The organism is Micromonospora aurantiaca ATCC 27029 (assembly GCF_000145235.1).
Classification (GTDB): Bacteria; Actinomycetota; Actinomycetes; order Mycobacteriales; family Micromonosporaceae; genus Micromonospora; species Micromonospora aurantiaca.
In genome coordinates, this window is the sequence record NC_014391.1 from 6,145,812 (window position 1) to 6,163,192 (window position 17,381).

The 17,381-nt window shown below is 74.1% G+C and carries 16 protein-coding genes and 1 riboswitch; of the genes, 5 read left to right on the top strand and 11 right to left on the bottom strand.

All coding sequences use genetic code 11. The features are described 5' to 3' along the window. Window positions 1-120: 120 nt before the first annotated feature. Window positions 121-1,149: an ABC transporter substrate-binding protein gene (locus tag MICAU_RS27310; protein WP_013288592.1), complete on the bottom strand. Its 1,029-nt coding sequence runs from the start codon at window positions 1,147-1,149 to the stop codon at window positions 121-123. Window positions 1,150-1,433: 284 nt separating this feature from the next. On the opposite strand from MICAU_RS27310, the gene MICAU_RS27315 reads away from it, so the two are divergent. From MICAU_RS27315 to MICAU_RS27330, 4 genes are all read left to right on the top strand, one after another. Beyond that, complete coding sequence (locus tag MICAU_RS27315; protein WP_013288593.1) at window positions 1,434-2,216, top strand: ABC transporter ATP-binding protein; 783 nt, start codon at window positions 1,434-1,436, stop codon at window positions 2,214-2,216. A 2-nt stretch (window positions 2,217-2,218) separates the two neighbouring features. After that, on the top strand, window positions 2,219-3,169 hold the full coding sequence (locus MICAU_RS27320; RefSeq protein ID WP_013288594.1) for an LLM class F420-dependent oxidoreductase: 951 nt from the start codon (window positions 2,219-2,221) through the stop codon (window positions 3,167-3,169). After that, a complete protein-coding gene (locus tag MICAU_RS27325) occupies window positions 3,166-3,474 on the top strand; it encodes a cupin domain-containing protein (protein ID WP_013288595.1) in 309 nt (102 codons plus the stop codon). Before MICAU_RS27320 ends, MICAU_RS27325 begins: the two co-directional genes overlap by 4 nt. Window positions 3,475-3,548: 74 nt before the next feature. Beyond that, window positions 3,549-6,212, top strand: coding sequence for a hypothetical protein (locus tag MICAU_RS27330; RefSeq protein ID WP_013288596.1), 2,664 nt, complete (start codon window positions 3,549-3,551; stop codon window positions 6,210-6,212). A gap of 45 nt (window positions 6,213-6,257) precedes the next feature. Here the strand turns inward: MICAU_RS27330 and thiC are convergent, their stop codons facing one another. The 7 genes from thiC to thiE all read right to left on the bottom strand — a co-directional run bounded on the left by thiC (window position 6,258) and on the right by thiE (window position 12,213). Then, window positions 6,258-7,850 carry a phosphomethylpyrimidine synthase ThiC gene (gene thiC / locus MICAU_RS27335; RefSeq protein ID WP_013288597.1) on the bottom strand — a complete coding sequence of 531 codons (1,593 nt, stop codon included), beginning with the start codon at window positions 7,848-7,850 and terminating at the stop codon, window positions 6,258-6,260. A 17-nt stretch (window positions 7,851-7,867) separates the two neighbouring features. Continuing rightward, window positions 7,868-8,656, bottom strand: coding sequence for a bifunctional hydroxymethylpyrimidine kinase/phosphomethylpyrimidine kinase (gene thiD, locus MICAU_RS27340; protein ID WP_013288598.1), 789 nt, complete (start codon window positions 8,654-8,656; stop codon window positions 7,868-7,870). After that, window positions 8,653-9,456, bottom strand: a complete 804-nt coding sequence (locus MICAU_RS27345; protein WP_013288599.1) for a thiamine phosphate synthase — start codon at window positions 9,454-9,456, stop codon at window positions 8,653-8,655. The genes thiD and MICAU_RS27345 overlap by 4 nt, the downstream gene beginning before the upstream one ends. 38 nt (window positions 9,457-9,494) lie before the next feature. Beyond that, complete coding sequence (locus MICAU_RS27350; protein ID WP_013288600.1) at window positions 9,495-10,268, bottom strand: thiazole synthase; 774 nt, start codon at window positions 10,266-10,268, stop codon at window positions 9,495-9,497. Window positions 10,269-10,272: 4 nt separating this feature from the next. Beyond that, on the bottom strand, window positions 10,273-10,473 hold the full coding sequence (gene thiS, locus MICAU_RS27355) for a sulfur carrier protein ThiS (RefSeq protein WP_013288601.1): 201 nt from the start codon (window positions 10,471-10,473) through the stop codon (window positions 10,273-10,275). Then, complete coding sequence (gene thiO, locus MICAU_RS27360) at window positions 10,464-11,534, bottom strand: glycine oxidase ThiO (protein WP_013288602.1); 1,071 nt, start codon at window positions 11,532-11,534, stop codon at window positions 10,464-10,466. The genes thiS and thiO overlap by 10 nt, the downstream gene beginning before the upstream one ends. Window positions 11,535-11,586: 52 nt before the next feature. After that, on the bottom strand, window positions 11,587-12,213 hold the full coding sequence (gene thiE / locus MICAU_RS27365) for a thiamine phosphate synthase (RefSeq protein ID WP_013288603.1): 627 nt from the start codon (window positions 12,211-12,213) through the stop codon (window positions 11,587-11,589). After that, window positions 12,208-12,319, bottom strand: a riboswitch (TPP riboswitch). Its footprint overlaps the gene before it by 6 nt. A gap of 118 nt (window positions 12,320-12,437) precedes the next feature. Here thiE and MICAU_RS27370 point away from each other — a divergent pair. Beyond that, entirely contained in the window at window positions 12,438-13,349 is a 912-nt protein-coding gene (locus MICAU_RS27370) for a DUF559 domain-containing protein (protein ID WP_013288604.1), read from the top strand. A gap of 535 nt (window positions 13,350-13,884) precedes the next feature. Here MICAU_RS27370 and MICAU_RS27375 read toward each other — a convergent pair. From MICAU_RS27375 to MICAU_RS27385, 3 genes are read right to left on the bottom strand one after another with little or no spacing between them, the layout of a single operon-like run. Next, window positions 13,885-14,847: an aldo/keto reductase gene (locus MICAU_RS27375; protein WP_174361744.1), complete on the bottom strand. Its 963-nt coding sequence runs from the start codon at window positions 14,845-14,847 to the stop codon at window positions 13,885-13,887. Between the two features lie 21 nt (window positions 14,848-14,868). After that, complete coding sequence (locus MICAU_RS27380) at window positions 14,869-15,675, bottom strand: nucleotidyltransferase family protein (RefSeq protein ID WP_013288606.1); 807 nt, start codon at window positions 15,673-15,675, stop codon at window positions 14,869-14,871. Next, entirely contained in the window at window positions 15,672-17,351 is a 1,680-nt protein-coding gene (locus MICAU_RS27385) for an ABC-F family ATP-binding cassette domain-containing protein (RefSeq protein WP_013288607.1), read from the bottom strand. Before MICAU_RS27385 ends, MICAU_RS27380 begins: the two co-directional genes overlap by 4 nt. Between the last annotated feature and the right edge of the window lie 30 nt (window positions 17,352-17,381).

Sequence of the window (17,381 nt, forward strand, 5' to 3'; positions counted from 1 at the left end):
TCGGTCGACTGTGTCAACGTGTCCTCCTCTCTGCGCCGGTCGGTGTGACCGGCACGGGAAGGGGGTGCGCCCCACCGGGGTGTCCGGCGGGTCGCACCCCCGTTGGCCCGAGCGGACCGGTCAGGCCTTCGGCGCGAGGTTGAAGTCGATGATCTGGTCGGGGGTCAGGTTCTGCTTCAGCGCACCGGCGCCCTGGAGCAGCGCGATGCTCTTGGCGACCCGGCCGCTGTCCAGCGTGCCGATCGCGGTGCCGGAGTTGCTCGACCGGACGTACGCGGCCATCAGCTGAAGCTCGGCGGACGCCGCAGCCGGGACGGCGGCCGGCACGTTCTTCTTCAGGATCTCGCCCGCCTCGTCCGGGTTGGCCAGCGAGTACTCCAGGCCCTTGAGCAGCGCGGCGGTGAACTTCTTCACCATCTCCGGCTTCTCCTTGGCGATCTTCGACGAGGTGATCAGCGCGTTGCCGTAGAGGTCCTGCATCACGTTGCTGTACGGCAGGACGACCGGCTTCTTCTTGGTCACCGTCTCCACCGTCGGCTGGCCGACGACGAACTGGCCGATGCCGTCGACCGAGCCCGAGCCGAGCATGCCGATCAGGCCCTGCGCCTCACCGTTGACCCAGGTCACCTTGCTGCCGTCGATGCCGGCGAGCCGGGCGTACGTCGGGAAGAGGTTGCGCACGACGGACGTCGGGGTGTCCGCGAGCTTCTTGCCTTCGAGGTCCTTCGGCGTGGCGATGTTCTTGCCCTCGACCGTGACGATGGCGGCCATGGTGCGCTGCTGGATCGCGGCCACCGCCACGAAGTCCTTCGCCTGGCCGTTGCCGAGCTGAAGGATGCCACCGGTCAGGTCGATCGGGCCGAAGTCGGCCTGGCCGCCGGTGATGGTCTGGATCACGGAGCCGGTGCCCTGACCGGGCTTGATGTCGACGTCGAAACCGGCCTCCTTGAAGAAGCCCTTGTCCTTCGCCACCCAGGCGTAGGAGTCACGCCCGAAGTTGCCGAACGAGGTGAGGTACGTCACCTTCTCCAGCGCCGCGCCGTTGCCGCCGCCGCTCTCGGACTTCTCCGAGTCGCTGCTGCAGCCGCCCACCAGGGCGAGGGCGGTGGCCATAGCCGCGGCGGCGACCGTACGGGTCAGCCTTCTCATCAGTGCACCATGTCCTTTCCGACCAGGACTTCTTCGCCGGTCGGGTCGTGGGTCCGACGGGGTCGGCAGGTGGGTTCGGCCGACTGGACCGTCGTGAGGGGACTCTTCGCGCGCAACAGCGTACGAGAAGCCAGATGACCTGCCGCCGCCGTCCCGGTTGCGGAACGGAAACGAAGTTGCGTGACGGAAAGCGGACTGACGTCCACCCCGGACGGTGCTATAGGCACGGTCCGCTACGCTAGCCCGGCTCGCGTTCGGACGACGTGGAAGGGAGCCGGCGGAAGATGATCCGACTGTCCGGGGTGTCCCGCACCTTCGACGGCCGTTCGGGGCGGGTGGAGGCGTTGCGCGGCATCGACCTCGACGTCGCCGAAGGCGAGTTCGTCGCCGTCCTCGGCCGCTCCGGCTGCGGCAAGTCCACGCTGCTGCGCATGATCGCCGGCCTGCTGCCGGTCACCGGTGGTGAGATCACCGTGGGCGGTACGCCGATCACGAAGCCTCGCCGCGACGTGGCGATGCTGTTCCAGCGTCCGGCGCTGCTGCCCTGGCGCTCGGTGCTGGACAACGTGCTGCTGCCGGTGGAGATCTTCGGCTGGCGCCGCGCCGAGCACCGCGACCGGGCCCGCCAGTTGCTGGAGATGGCCGGGCTGGGCGGCTTCGAGAAGCGCCTCCCGCACGAGCTGTCCGGCGGCATGCAGCAGCGCGTGTCGCTGTGCCGGTCGCTGATCGGCTCGCCCCGGGTGATGCTCATGGACGAGCCGTTCTCCGCGCTCGACGCGCTCACCCGCGAGGAACTCTCCGGCGAACTCCAGCGGGTGCACATGGAGACGAAGGCGACGATCGTCTTCGTCACCCACTCGATCGACGAGGCGGTGCTGCTCGCCGACCGGGTCGTCGTGCTCAGCCCGCGCCCCGGCCGCATCCGCGAGGTGGTCGAGGTGAACGTCCCCCGGCCGCGCACGCTGGGCCGCCACGAGCACCTGGAAGACGTCGCGCGGATCAGCGCCGAGCTGCACGAACTGCTGATGGAGCGGGACGCCCCCGGCGTACCCGTGGGAGGCCGGTGACCATGCGGGTCTCGGTGTTCACCGAACCCCACCGCGGTGCGGACTACGACGACCAGCTCCGGTTCGCCCGGCTGGTCGAGGAGACCGGCTTCGAGGGCTTCTTCCGGGCCGACCACTACCGGGCCATGGGGGACGAGCCGGCGCTGCCCGGCCCCACCGACGCCTGGCTGACGCTCGCCGCGCTGGCCCGGGAGACCTCCCGGATCCGGCTCGGCACGCTCGTCACGTCCGCCACGTTCCGGCTTCCCGGGCCGCTCGCCGTCATGGTCGCCCAGGTCGACCGGATGAGCGGCGGCCGGGTCGAGCTGGGCATCGGCGCCGGATGGTACGAGCGCGAGCACACCGCGTACGGCATCCCGTTCCCGCCGGTCAGCGAGCGCTTCGACCGGCTCGCCGAGCAGTTGGAGATCGTCACCGGGCTGTGGCGCACCCCGTCCGACGAGACGTACAGCTTCACCGGTGAGCACTACCGGCTGGTCGACGCGCCCGCGCTGCCCAAGCCGGTGCAGCAGCCCGGCCCGCCGGTGATCGTCGGCGGCCGGGGACCGAAGCGCACCCCCGAGCTGGCCGCCCGCTACGCCGACGAGTTCAACATGCCGTTCAAGAGCGTGGCCGAGACCGCCGCCGCGTACGAGCGGGTGCGGGAGGCGTGCGACCGCGCCGGGCGGGACGCCTCCGGCCGCGCGCCCCTGACGCTCTCCGCCGGCATCGTGGTGGCGATCGGACGCACCGACGCCGAGGCGCAGCGCCGGGCCGCGCCGCTGCACGTCACGAGCGCGCTGCCGCCGGAGGACCCGGTGGTCGGCTCCCCCGCCCAGCTGGTCGACCGGATCGGCGAGTTCGCCGCGATCGGGGCCACCCGGGTGCACCTGCGCCTGATCGACTTCGACGACCTCGACCACGTGGAGCTCATCGCCGCCGAGGTGCTCCCCCGACTGGACGGACCACGATGACCGAACTCTCCGCCGACCTCGAACTCGGCCCGGTGGGCCAGGAGATCGTGTACGAGAACGACCGCGTACGCGTCTGGCACATCCGGCTGGAGCCGGGTGAGCGGCAGCCGCTGCACCGCCACGACCACCCGTACCTGGTGGTGGCGATCCAGGGCGCCAAGAACGTGGTGCAGACGATCGACGGCACCACCATCGACGCCGACGAGCCGACCGGCGGCGTGGTCTACCGCGACCCGGGCGCGGTGCACATGCTGACGAACGTCGGCGACACCACCTACCTCGCGCGCCTGGTCGAGCTGAAGTAGCCACACCGGCAGGTTCGCCGCGCCGCGCGGCGGCAAGGTGGCGATCGGGGGCACCGGGCCGTAACGTGCCCGACATGGCCTTTCGGACGTGGGGCAGGCTGCTGCTCACGGCGCTCGGGGTGAGCGTGCTGGCCGGGGCCGGCCAGTTGGGGATCGCGTACGGCTTCGGAGTCGTACGCCTCGACGGCGCGTTCGTGGACGTCTCGGTCAACCGGTGGCCCGCCCAGCTCGTCTGGGTGGGCTGGTTCGCCGCTGTCGCCACGGTCGCCGGAGCCGTCCTCACCGAGCGCTTCGCCCGTCGCGACGACAGTCCCGGCGGCACCACCGAACTGCTCTCCATCGCCGGCGTCAGCGCGCTGGGCGCGACGGTGGTCGCCCCACTGTGCATGCAACCGGCCCGCGCGGCCGAGCTGGGCGGATCCGTCGACCCGGTCTGGGCCGCAGGCATCTGCGCCGCCCTCGGCGCGGTGGTCGGAGCGGGCGCCGCGATCGCCGTCCTGCTCAAGCCGCCGTTCGGCTGGGGCGTGGCGGTCACCGCCGGGATCGTCTGGCTGATGGCGCTGCTCTCCGTCGCGCCCACGATCGTGTCCAGCCGGCCGCTGGCCACGGTACGGCTCGGCGTCCTCGAACCCTCCTGGCTGGATCCGGAGGCGGCGCAACGCCTGTCCATGCTGCTGCTGCCGGTGCTCACGCTGCTGGCCGGCGGGGCGGTCGGCGTGCTCGCCCGCCGGGCCGGATGGCCGCCGCTGGTGGGCGGCGCGGCCGGGGCGGCCGGCCCGGTGCTCGTCGCGTTCGCCTACCTGACCGCCGGTCCCGGCTCGGCGACCGACCGCTACCAGGTCGCGCCCTACTACGGCGCGCTGATCGCCGTGATCGCCGGTGCGCTCGGCTCGACCGCCACCACAGTGCTGCCCCGGCCGGTCACCGCCACCGGTGACCCCGACGCCGTCGAGGCCACCGACATCCTCGCGCCGCTGCCGCACTCGTCCACTCCGGGCGTCCCGGCCGCCCCGCCCGCGCCTCCGGTGACGAGCGGCGCCGCCGCGCCGGCGCACTGGAACTGGCCGGAGCCCGGCGGCTCGGCCACGGCGACGTCCCCGGCCGGTACCGATCTTCCCGCCGCCGGCCGGCCGGCCCTCGCGGATCTGCCCGCCGTCGATCAGCCGGCCGTTGCGGAACGGCCGGCGGGTGAGCGCCCGGCCGTCGCCGACACGGGCCACGGCCAGCCCATGCCGGGTCTGCTGCCCCCGGGGCGCCGGACCTCGGCCATCGACGTCCTCGCCGCGGGCCGCCCCGACCCGGTCCCGGTCCCGGGTCCAGGTACGGACATGGGCACGGGTCCGGGCACGGACATGGGCACCGCCCACGCGGGCGGCACCGGCGAGGCGGTCACCACGGACCGCGCAGGCACCGCCGACCGGGCCGTTGCCGGTGCCGAACCTGCCGATGCAACGTCCGGGCAGGCGACCGGCGTCCCGGACAGCGAGGCCGCCTCGGGCACCGGCTCGGCAGCCGGCACGGACGATGCCGCACCGGAACCGCCCCAGGAAGCGGCGGCGACCGCGCCACGGGTGACCCGGCCGCGCCGTACCCGCGCCAGCCGGTCCAGCGGCACCACCGACGGATCGACGGCACCCGCCGACGCCACAGCACCCCGCCCAGCGGATGCCGCCTCCCCGAGCGCCGCTGCGGGCACCACCTCGGAAGCCACGTCACCGGCCACCGGCGGCACCGCCGAGGGCCACGTTCCCGGCCCGCGTACTGACAGTGGCCCACTCGCCGGACCGGTCACGGCCGACGCGGACAGCGACACCCCCGCCGCGCCACCGGCCGAGGCCACCGGAGACACCGGCGCCACAGGCCGCTCCACCCGCTCCCGGCGCCCCCGCGCCCCGAAGGCCGGACCGCGTGCCACCGGCCCGGCCTCCCCCGGCTCCGGCCCGGCCGACGTCGCGCCGACGACGCCGATCGAGCAGGCCGACGCCAGGTCGACGATGCCGAGCAGCCCGGCCGACGCCCCGCTGACGACGTCGAGCAGCCCGGCTCCCCGCACCGATGCCCCCACGGCGGATGTCGCACCGACCGGGCGTCCCGGACGCAATTTCTTCTTCGACGACCCGGCGCCGACCCCGTCGTCCCGGCCCCGGTTCCCGATGTTCGAGGACGTCACCGGAGCGCCCGGCGAGGTACGCCCGGCCTGGCCGATCACCCCGGCGGCCCGCCCGCACCGCGCCACCACCGAACCGGACGCACCGGCCCGGGACGACGCGGAGGCGTCCGCCCCGGCCGAGCCGGCGCCGCGCCCCCGCCACCGTGGCCTGCCCGAGCCGGGTGCGAGCACCGGATGGGACGCGCTCGCCACGAACGCCCGCCCGGCGGGGCCGCTCGCCCGGCCGGAGGCGGGGAGACCTGTCGCCCGGCCCGAGGCGGCGACCGCCGCACCGGGCGAGGCGGGTGCCGCGCTGCCCGAGGCCGCCGCCGCGGAGACGGAGGCGGACTCCCGGCGCGGGCGGCACGCCGAACCGGACGACGCCGACGCGTCCGGCGGGAAGCCGAAGACCCGGCGCGGCCTGTTCCGGCGCAACCGGGCCAAGGGCGACCCGGAGCCGGCCGACCGTACGGCCGAGCCGGGTGCCGAGGCCGACGACGAGTACGTGGACTGGGTCGCCGGTCTCGCCTCGGACGACAACGCCGACGACGCCCGCTCGCTGCGTACCGGGCGGCACCACCGCGAGTGAACGGCGGCCCGGGGCGGGCCGGAAGCGACCCGCCCCCGGCCTCGCTCACGCCAGCGGCAGGTAGACCCGTGACCCGGAGGCGACGAACTCCTCCGACTTGCCGCGCATGCCCCGCGCCGCGTAGTCCTTCAACTCCTGCGTGATCTTCATGGAGCAGAACTTCGGCCCGCACATCGAGCAGAAGTGCGCCGTCTTGGCGGGCTCGGCGGGCAGCGTCGCGTCGTGGTACGCCCGCGCGGTCTCCGGGTCCAGCGCCAGGTTGAACTGGTCCTCCCAGCGGAACTCGAACCGGGCCTTGGACAGCGCGTCGTCCCACGCCTGCGCGCCGGGGTGCCCCTTGGCCAGGTCGGCCGCGTGCGCGGCGATCTTGTACGCGATCACGCCCGCCTTCACGTCGTCGCGGTCGGGCAGCCCGAGGTGCTCCTTCGGGGTGACGTAGCAGAGCATCGCGGTGCCGAACATGCCGATCATCGCCGCGCCGATCGCGGAGGTGATGTGGTCGTACGCGGGCGCGACGTCGGTGGTCAGCGGGCCGAGCGTGTAGAACGGCGCCTCGTGGCACCACTCCTGCTGGAGGTCCACGTTCTCCTTGATCTTGTGCATCGGCACATGCCCGGGGCCTTCGATCATCACCTGGACGTCGTACTCCCAGGCGACCTTCGTCAGCTCACCGAGCGTGCGCAGCTCGGCGAACTGCGCCTCGTCGTTGGCGTCCGCGATGGAACCGGGGCGCAGGCCGTCACCGAGGGAGAACGTGACGTCGTACTTCGCGAGCAGCGAACACAGCTCCCGGAAGTTCGTGTAGAGGAAGTTCTCCTCGTGGTGCGCCAGGCACCAGGCCGCCATGATCGAGCCGCCCCGCGACACGATGCCGGTGACCCGGTCCACCGCCAGCGGCACGTACGGCAGCAGTACCCCGGCGTGCACGGTCATGTAGTCGACGCCCTGCTCCGCCTGCTCGATGACGGTCTCGCGGAACACCTCCCAGCTGAGCTTCACCGGGTCGCCGCCGACCTTCTCCAGCGCCTGGTAGATCGGCACCGTGCCGATCGGCACCGGCGCGTTCCGCACGATCGCCTCGCGGGTCTCGTGGATGCGCTTGCCGGTGGACAGGTCCATCACGGTGTCCGCGCCCCACCGGGTGGCCCAGGTCAGCTTCTCCACCTCCTCGGCCACCGACGAGGTGACAGCCGAGGTGCCGATGTTGGCGTTGACCTTCACCAGGAACGCCTTGCCGATGATGGCCGGCTCGCACTCGGGGTGGTTGACGTTGAGCGGCAGCACGGCCCGCCCGGCCGCGATCTCGTCCCGGACGAACTCCGGCGCCACCGACTCCCGGACCGCCACGAACTCCATCTCCGGAGTGACGATCCCGGCCCGGGCGTACGCGAGCTGCGTCGGCCGCTTCCCCTCCACACCCGCCAGCGGCGTGCCGGCGCCGCGTACCGGGGCCACGTCGCCGCGCTCGGCGATCCACTGACCACGCAGCGCGGGCAGCCCCACCTCCGGGTCGGAGCCGGGACCGGAGGTGTCGTAGAGCCGTACCGGCGGGTTGTCCCCGGTCAGCGTCACCTCGGCGAACGGCACCCGGACGTCCGGGCGTGACCCTTCCACGTACACCTTGCGACGTGCCTGCATGACAGCCTCCCTGTCGCTCATGCGGACCAGCCGAAGTGGTCCAGCGGGCCGCGTCCCGCGCCCAGCTCCCAGGTCCGCGCGCCGGTCAGCGCGCGGGTGACGTACTCCTTGGCGGCCGCCACCGCGACCGGCACCGCGTCGCCCGCGGCGAGCCGGACCGCGACGGCGGCCGAGAACGAACAGCCGGTGCCGTGGTTGTGCCGGGTGTCCACCCGGGGCGCGCGCAGCAGGCGGGTCGTCCCGCCGCCGGCGAGCACGTCCACCGACTCGCCGTCGGCGTCCACGTCGCCGCCGGTCACCACCACGAACGCCGGGCCGCGCGCCGCCAGCGCCTCCGCCGCCGCGACCATCTCCTCGACGGTGCCCACCGGGCCTCCGGTGAGGGCCGCGGCCTCCGCGCAGTTCGGTGTCGCCACCTCCGCGTACGGCAGCAACCGCTCGACCGCCTCCACCACGCCGAGCCGGTGCCCGCTCGTGGCGACCAGCACCGGGTCGACGACCAGGTGTGGCAGCCGCCCGGCCCGGGCCGCCTCGGCCACCGCGTCCGCGACCGCCGGGGTGCCGAGCATGCCGGTCTTCACGGCGCGCACGTCGAAGTCGCCGAGGACGCTGTCCATCTGGTCGCGCACTGTCTGCGGCGGCAGGGGCAGGACGGCGTCCACGCCCCGGGTGCTCTGCGCGGTGACGGCGGTGAGCACTGTGGTGCCGTACGCCCCGAGCGCGGCGAACGTCTTGAGGTCGGCCTGGATGCCCGCTCCTGCTCCGGAGTCGGAGCCGGCGATGCTGAGAACTGTTTTCGGCGTCACTGGTTCTCTTCTCCGGTGGTTGCTGTGACGGCTGCGGCCGACAGTGGTTGCGGTCGGGGCTGCGGCCGACCGTGCCCACTCCGGGCGGTCAGGCTTGATCCCTCCGTGGGCACGGTCGGCCGCAGCCCTGTCGCGTGCGGGCCGTGGTCGGATCGCGCGGGGTGGGTGCGCGCCACACGGGTGGCCGCCTCCTGGAAGGCTCTGCCCAGCGTGGTGGCGGTTTCGGTGGGGTCGTCGGCGCGCATGATGGTGCCCAGGACTGCTACTCCGGTGGCGCCCGCCTCCACGCATGCACTGACCTGAGCTGCCGTTTCGATGCCGCCTAGTGCCAGCACGGGCACCTTGGTCACCGCGATCAGCTCGCGCAGTCCGTCGGGTTGCAGGGGTGGGCCGTAGCCGGGCTTTGTTCTTGTCTCGTAGACCGGGGACAGCGTGGCGTAGTGCTCGGTGGTGAGCCGGGCCAGCTCGGCGGTGTCGTGACAGGACCGGCCGACCAGTCCGACTGCGGGCGGCGGGTACGGGCCGGCGGCGGGCAGGTGCACCGCGTCCCCGTCGAGCGGATCGGGTCCGGCCACGACGAGCGTGCCGCCTGCCTCGGCGAGGATCGCGCGCAGCTCGACGGCGAGCGCGAGGCGTTCGGCGCGGGGCAGGTCCTTCTCCCGCAGCACCACCCAGCGCACTCCCCCGCCGACGGCCCCCGCGACCACGTCGACGAGAGCCCTCTTGGCGACCCGCCGATCGGTGAGCAGCACGACCCCGGTCGGGCCGGTGTAGATCTTGGTACGCGGCCGCCCCTCCACGGGCGCCTCCGTACCAAGATCCGCAACGCGTACGGCGGTCACAGGTCGGGCCGTCCCTCGTCGGGGGTGGACGGCAAGGCGTGGAAGCGGCGGGTGATGCGGCCCGCGCCGTACGCCAGGTGCCCGGCCTCGACCGCGTACCGCATGGCCGTGGCCATCGCCACCGGGTCGGCGGCCCGGGTCACGGCACTGGCCAGCAGCACCGCGTCGCAGCCCAGCTCCATCGCCAGGGCCGCGTCGGAGGCGGTGCCGATGCCCGCGTCGAGCACCACCGGCACGTCCACAGCCGCCCGGATCAGCCGGATGTGGTGCGGGTTGCCGATGCCCAGCCCGGAGCCGATCGGCGACCCGGCCGGCATCACCGCCGCGCAGCCCACGTCGGCCAGCCGCCGGGCCAGCACGGGATCGTCCGAGGTGTACGGCAGCACGGTGAACCCGTCCGCCACCAGTTCCTCGGCGGCGCGCAGCAACTCCACCCCGTCGGGCAGGAGCGTGCGCTCGTCGCCGATCACCTCCAGCTTCACCCAGTCCGTGTCGAACGCCTCCCGGGCCAGGTGCGCCGTCTTCACCGCCTCCACGGCGGTGCGGCAGCCGGCCGTGTTCGGCAGCAGCCGTACGCCGCAGCGCTCCACCAGGTCGAGCAGGCCGCCCGACCTGCCGGGCGTGGTGTCCACCCGGCGCAGCGCCAACGTCACCAGCTCGGTGCCGGAGGCGCGGATCGCCTGCTCCAGCACGTGCAGGTTGGCCGCGCCGCCGGTGCCGAGGATGAGCCGGGAGCCGAACGCGACCCCGCCGATCTCCAGTGTGGACATCCGCTCACCCGCCCTGGGTGGCGCTGAGTACCTCGACCCGGTCGCCGTCGCGCAGCACGCTCGCCGACCAGCCGCCGCGTGGCACCACCTCGCCGTTGACCGCTACGGCGAGCCCGCGCTCCCGGTCGGTGACGGTGCGGACCACCTCGGCGACGGTGACGCCCTCGGGCAGCGTCCGGCCGGTGCCGTTGACGATCAGTTCCACGTGCGCTCCTTCCCGAAGCGGTCCGGGGTGAAGGGGGCGAGCGCGGGATCCGGCTCGCCGGTGACGATCAGCTCGGTGACCAGGTCGGCGGTGACCGGGGTGAGCACGATGCCGTGCCTGTGGTGCCCGGTCGCCGCGAGCACGCCCGACTGCCCGGGGAGCGGCCCGATGATCGGCGCGTTGTCGGGCGTACCGGGGCGCAGCCCGGCAACGGCCTCCACCAGCTCGTACTCGACGAGTTCCGGCACCAGCTCGGCGGCGGCGCGCAGCAGTGTCAGCACGCCACCGGCGGTGACCTCGGTGTCCGCGCGCTCCTCCACAGTCGCCCCGACCACGACCTCACCGCTGTCCCGGGGCACCAGGTAGACCGGCTCGCTGTCCGCGTACCCCCGGATCACGTGCCGGAAGCCCGGCGGACCGCCACCCGGCGCGCGCAGCCGCAGCACCTGGCCCTTGACCGGCCGGACCGGCAGGCCGGTCAGCGCCGCCGCGCCGCAGCCGGCCGCGACCACAGTGACCTGGGCGTCCACCTCGGACAGCGCGCCGACGCGGGCCGGGCGCAGCTCCACGCCGGCGCGCTCCACGGCCGTCCGCAACGCGGCGACCAGCCGTCGCGGATCCACTTGGTGGTCGCCGGGGGCCACCGCGCCGCCACGCACGCGCGGTGCCAGCGCCGGCTCGCGGTCGCGCAGCTCCGAGGGGCGCAGCGGCGTGATCGGCAGTCCCAGACCCCGTTGGTACGACCACAGCCGCCCCGCCTCGGCCAGGTCGTCGGCGGTGAGCCCGACCACGAGCGTGCCCTCGGTGCGGTAGCCGATGTCGACGCCGCTCGCCCCGGCCAGCTCGGCCGCGAAGCCGGGCCAGCGGGCGGCGGACCCGATGAGAAGCGCTGTGAGTTCGTGCTCACCGAAGTACGCCTCCGCGACCGGCGACAGCATCCCGGCGGCCACCGACGAGGCGCCCGACCCGGGCCGGTCGTCGTGCACCACCACGCGCAGTCCGCGCTGCGCGCACCGCCACGCGATCGCGAGTCCCACCGGCCCGGCGCCCACCACCGCCACGTCGGTAAGGAAGGGCCCCTGTTAACGCCTCCGGTAGAGGAAGGGCCCCCTTTTAACACGTCAGCGCCCGCAGCAGCTCGGCGGTGGCGTGCGCGGGATCGGCAGCCAGGCTGAGCGCGCCGACCACCGCCACCCCGTACGCCCCGGCGGCCCGCAGCGCCGGCACGCTCGCGGCGGTCACCCCGCCGATCGCGATCACCGGAACGCTGACCGCCTCGGCGACCGCGCGTATCCCCTCGGGGCCGATCGGGTCCGGCAGGCCGGACTTGGTGGTGGTGACGTGGCACGGGCCCACGCCCAGGTAGCTCGCGCCCGCATCCACGGCCGTACGGGCGCCCACCGGCTCCCGGGCGGTCGCGCCGAGCACCGCGTCCGGGCCGAGCACGCGGCGCGCGGCTGCGACCGGCAGATCGTCCGCGCCGACGTGGCCCCCGGCGGCGTCCACCGCGAGCGCCACGTGCAGCCGGTCGTTGACCAGGCACTGTGCCCCGTACGGCCGGCACGCCTCGGTCACCCGGCACGCCAGCTCGTACGCCTCCCGGTCGGTGGCGTCGTCCTCCACGCGCACCTGCACGACGAGGTCGGCGCCCGCCACGGGCAGGGCGGCACGCAGCACGGCGAGCGGGTCACGCCCCGGCCGGGTGTCGGTGATGAGATGCAGTCGTCCCAGGGACAGCACGGCAACGCTCCTCCCTGCGCCGGCATTACCCGGATCAGGTTCGACGGTCGGGGGCTCCCAGCCCCCCTCTCAGCCCGGTCCGCACCGGGCTCCCGTGGGTCACTTGCGGCCTACCGTACGACGCCTCCCGCCCGTACGGAACCCCGGGTGAGGTTTTTCCCAGGAACCGTTCACATGCCGTACCGGGGCAACAGGTGACCGTCTCGTCACGACACGCTGCCGGGATGTCCGTTCCCGCCCGTGTCCCGCGCCGCCTGGCGATCCTGCCGTTCCGGGGCAGCCGTGCCGTCTCCGAAGGACTGCTCACCTGGACGATGCTGCGCGGGCCGACGTGGATCCGCCTGCTGCCGGACGTGTACGTGCACCGGGACGGACACCGCGCCGACGACCACCGGATGTGGTGCGAGGCGGTGGCGTTGCGCCTGCCGCCGGGTGCCGCACTGGCGGGACGCAGCGCCGCCTGGTTGTTCGGCACGGACGTGCTCAGCCGCGACGCGCCGGTCACCGTGCTGCTGCCGAGCCCGGCCCGCATGCGTCCTCATCCACGGCTGCTGGTGACCCGGTCGCCCCTGCCCGAGTCGGACCGCACCCGGTTCGCGGGGCTGCCGGTCACGACCCCGCTGCGTACCGCGTTCGACCTGGGCCGGCAGGGCTCACTCGCCGAGGCGCTGGTCGCCGTCGACGCGCTGCTGCGTCGCCGGGTCGTGAAGCTGCCCGTCCTGCGGGCCTACGCCGCCGACCGGCCGGGTTGGCCGGGCGCTCCGCTGCTGCGCGAGGTACTGACGATGGCCGAGCCGTTGAGCGAGTCCCCGATGGAGACGCGGCTGCGGCTGCTCCTCCTCGACGCCGGTCTCGGCCCGCTGACCGCCCAGCACGAGGTGCGCGCCGGCGGACGCTTCGTGGCCCGGGTGGACCTGGCCTGGCCGGCTCTCCGCCTCGCGGTCGAGTACGACGGCGACCACCACCGGGAACGGGCTCACTTCCGGCGGGACGTGGCGCGCCTGAACGCGCTCCGCGCGGCCGGGTGGGTCGTGCTCCGGTTCACCGTCGACGACGTGCTACGCCGGCCCGACGCCACTGTCGCCCTGGTGCGCCAGGCCCTGGCAGAACGTCGCGCCGCCGCGGCAAACCACTGATCCGCACCCGCCGCCCGCCGAACCCCGCCGCGCCCCCGCAGCCCGCAGCCCGCAGCCCGCAGCCCGCAGCTACGAGTCTCGCCCCGCCGCGCCACCGGCCCGGCCACCGCCACCCGCCGCCTGGCCGAGCCGGACCGAGGCGGGCCGAGCCGGGCCAAGCCGGGCCGGGCCGGGCCGCCCGAGACACCACGGGCGTCAGGAGGCCGCCCGCAGACACCTATGGCGTTCCACTCGCGACTGAAACTGGCGACAAGTGGAACGCCATGGGTGTCTCGAGGCCCTCTTGACACCCATACCGTTCCACCCATCGTGAGCGCTGCCTCTGAGTGGAACGCCATGGGTGCCTCCGCGCGGCGGGCGGGCCCCGGTGGGCGCACGCCCGCCGCGCGGGGCAAGCCCCGACGCCGCACGCCGACGAGCGGGCGCACCTGCGACGCGCGGGCGGAACGAACACGGGTGGACCAAACGCGCGGGCGGACCCGACGCGCGAGCGGGCCCAACGCGCGGGCGAGTGCGTCGGCACCGGCAGGGACGATCAGAGGATGGCGTCCAAGGCGGTCAGGTCGTCGTCGGACGGCTGCCACGTCCCGGCTTCGGCATTGGCCTTCACCTGGTCGGGAGTGGTCGCGCCGGCGATCACCGACGTCACGGCGGGACGGGCCGCCAGGCCGCCGATCGCCACCTGGAGCATGCTGATTCCGCGCTCGGCCGCGTACGCCTCGATCGCCTCGATGACGTCCCAGCGCGCGGCGGCCAGCCGCTCGGCGTACCGGCCGCCACCGGCCAGGCGGCTGCCCGCCGGGGGCGCCTCGCCGCGCTTGTACTTGCCGGTGAGCAGCCCGTTGGCGAGCGGGAAGAACGGCAGCATGCCGAGGCCGAACCGCTCGCAGGCGGGGATCACCTCGTCCTCCACCCCGCGCTCCACCAGCGAGTAGTGGTTCTGCGCGGAGATGAACCGGGTACGCCCCTGCGACGACGCGGTCCAGTCGGCGTCGGCGATCTGCCACCCGGCGAAGTTGGAGTTGCCGAGGTAGCGCACCTTGCCGGCGGTCACCAGGTCGTCCAGCGCGGCGAGCGTCTCGTCGATCGGGGTGCCCGGGTCGGGCTCGTGCATCTGGTACAGGTCGATGTGGTCGGTGCCGAGCCGGCACAGCGACGCCTCGACCGCGCGGGCGATGTAGCGGCGGGCGCCCCGGGCGCCGTGGTCCGGCCCGTTCGCGCCGTTCATGTCCATGCCGAACTTGGTGGCCACCACCACGTCGTCGCGGCGGCCCTTGAGCGCCTGGCCGAGCAGTTCCTCGGAGGCACCCTGCGGCTCGCCGTAGATGTCGGCGGTGTCGAAGAAGTTGATCCCGGCATCGAGCGCGGCGTCCACCACCGCCCGGGTGCCGTCGAGGTCGAGTTTGCGGCCGAAGTTGTTGCAGCCGATACCGACAACTGACACCACGAGCCCGGAGTCGCCCAGCCGGCGATAGGTCATCTCACTCACGAGATCCACCCTATGCCCGCTGCCCGGGTGTCATCCGGGCAGCGGCAGCACCTGGTCGGCCAGCGTCCGGGCGGCACCGATCGTCGCCGCCAGTTCCTCAGGGGTACGCCCCACCGCGCCCAGCAGCGCCTGCGCCCGCTCGGCGAAGTCCGGCGGCGCACCGGGCAGGCGCCCGGCGGAGACGATCATGCCCTTCTCGTTGACCAGCCACCGCCCGGCCCGGCCGTGCAGCGCGTGGACCAGCACGCCGACCACCCGGAACAGGCAGCCCGCCACGTAGCCGGCGTCACCCCCTGCGGCGCCCTTCGCGGCGCCGTCGAGCAGCAGCCCGGTCTCCCAGCCACCGGCGACCAGCGCGGCGCCGAGCGCGGGCGGGTAGTCGACGGTCTCGGCCCGCAGCGCGGTCAGCTCACCGGTCGGGTCGCCGAGCACCCGCCCGAGCGCCACCTCCCCGGCGTACGCGTGCGAGTAGAAACCGAGCGGATGCCCGGCCTGCGCCTCGACCGTGTAGCGGCCGGCCCGGCAGTCCGCCCAGACCCGGTGCACCCGGTCCAGGTCGCGGTAGATCCAGTCCACCGCCGCCCCGCCGACGCGCAGCCAGCCGCCCCCGTCGACCCACGGTCCCCAGCCACCCGGGGCGGTGAGGTCCACCGGCCCGTCGGCGATCGAGGCGGCCACCGCGCGCAGCCCGGCCAGGTCCGGCGCGCCCCGGTAGTAGAGGCCCACGTCCCAGTCGGAGTCGGGCCGGTGGTCGCCGCGGGCCCGGCTGCCGCCGAGCGCCACCGCGACCACGCCGTCCACCGCGCACAGCCGGTCGGCCAGGTCCCTGTCGATCACCCCACGTCCCAGACCGGCTCCGGCGTCTCCACCACGTCGCCGTCGCCCCGGAACAGCACGAACCGGTCGAAGGTACGGGTGAACCACCTGTCGTGCGTCACCGCGACCACAGTCCCCTCGAACGCGGTCAGCCCGGCCTCCAGCGCCTCGGCCGAGGCCAGGTCGAGGTTGTCGGTGGGCTCGTCGAGCAGCAGCAGCGTCGCCCCGGACAGCTCCAGCAGCAGCACCAGGAACCGCGCCTGCTGCCCGCCGGAGAGCGTGCCGAACCGCTGGTCGCCCTGGCCGGCCAGCTCGTACCGGGACAGCGCCGCCATCGCGGCGTGCCGGTCCATGCCGGCCCGGTGGTCGTCGCCGCGCCACAGCACCTCGACGAGCGTCTTGCCCATCAGCTCCGGCCGGTCGTGGGTCTGCGAGAAGTGCCCGGGCCGGACCCGTGCGCCGAGGCGGACCACGCCGCCGTGGGCGACAGGTGCGAGCGCGGCGGCGCCGTCCACAGGCGTGTTGCCCGGCTCCGGGTCGGTGCCGCCCCGGGCCAGCAGCCGCAGGAAGTGAGACTTGCCGGTGCCGTTCGCGCCCAGCACCGCGACCCGGTCGCCGTACCAGAGTTCCAGGTCGAACGGGTACGTCAGGCCGTCCAGCTCCAACTGCTCGGCGATCACCGCGCGCTTGCCGGTCCGCCCGCCGGTCAGGCGCATCCGGATGTCCTGGTCCTTCGGGGGTACGGGCGGCGGCCCGGCCTCCTCGAACTTGCGCAACCGGGTCTGCGCGGCCTGGTAGCGGGAGGCCATCCCGTCGTTGTACGCGGCCTTCTGCTTGTACATCAGCATCAGCTCGCGCAGCTTCTGGTGCTCCTCGTCCCAGCGCTTGCGCAGCTCGTCGAGGCGGGCGTGCCGGGCCACCCGTGCCTCGTGCCAGCTCGCGAAGCCGCCCGGGTGCACCCAGGCGCTGCCGCCCTCCACCGCGACGACCCGGTCGGCGGTCTGCGCCAGCAGTTCCCGGTCGTGCGAGACGTAGAGCACGGACTTGCCCGACTCGCGCAGGCGCGCCTCCAGCCAGCGTTTGCCGGGTACGTCGAGGAAGTTGTCCGGCTCGTCGAGCAGCAGCACCTCGTCGGGGCCGCGCAGCAGCAGTTCCAGCGCGAAGCGCTTCTGCTGGCCGCCGGACAGCGTGCGGACCGGCCGTTCCCGGGCGCTGTCCCAGGGCAGGTCGAGCACGATGGTGGCGACGGTGTCGAAGAGGACCTCGGCGTCGTACCCGCCGGTCTCGCCCCAGGCGGCGAGCGCCTCAGCGTACGCGAGCTGGGTCTTGGCGGCGGCGGAGCTGTACTTGCCGCGGACCTCGGCCGCCCGCATGGCCGCCTCGGTCTCGGCGAGCCGCCGCCCGGCGTCGCGCAGCGCCGGCGGCGCCAGCGACAGGGCGAGGTCGGCGAGCGTGGACTCGTCGCCGATCATGCCGATGAACTGCCGCATCACGCCCAGCCCACCGGAGCGGGCGACAGCGCCGGTCTTCACCGGCAGGTCACCGGCGACCATCCGCAGCAGCGTGGTCTTGCCGGCGCCGTTCGGGCCGACCAGCGCCACCTTGGCACCCTCACCGACCCGGAACGACACGTCGCTGAACAGCTCACGCCCGTCCGGGAGGATGTGCCCTACTCCTGCCACGTCCACGTATCCCACGCGGGCATCCTGCCCGAGCCGGGTCGGTGG

What these genes read in the sequence shown, in the direction of transcription:
- MICAU_RS27310 (WP_013288592.1), bottom strand. Translation starts at nt 1,149, where the DNA reads ATGAGAAGGCTGACCCGTACGGTCGCCGCCGCGGCTATGGCCACCGCC.
- MICAU_RS27325 (WP_013288595.1), top strand. Translation starts at nt 3,166, where the DNA reads ATGACCGAACTCTCCGCCGACCTCGAACTCGGCCCGGTGGGCCAGGAG.
- MICAU_RS27370 (WP_013288604.1), top strand. Translation starts at nt 12,438, where the DNA reads ATGTCCGTTCCCGCCCGTGTCCCGCGCCGCCTGGCGATCCTGCCGTTC.
- MICAU_RS27350 (WP_013288600.1), bottom strand. Translation starts at nt 10,268, where the DNA reads ATGTCCACACTGGAGATCGGCGGGGTCGCGTTCGGCTCCCGGCTCATC.
- MICAU_RS27320 (WP_013288594.1), top strand. Translation starts at nt 2,219, where the DNA reads ATGCGGGTCTCGGTGTTCACCGAACCCCACCGCGGTGCGGACTACGAC.
- MICAU_RS27315 (WP_013288593.1), top strand. Translation starts at nt 1,434, where the DNA reads ATGATCCGACTGTCCGGGGTGTCCCGCACCTTCGACGGCCGTTCGGGG.
- thiC (WP_013288597.1), bottom strand. Translation starts at nt 7,850, where the DNA reads ATGCAGGCACGTCGCAAGGTGTACGTGGAAGGGTCACGCCCGGACGTC.
- MICAU_RS27330 (WP_013288596.1), top strand. Translation starts at nt 3,549, where the DNA reads ATGGCCTTTCGGACGTGGGGCAGGCTGCTGCTCACGGCGCTCGGGGTG.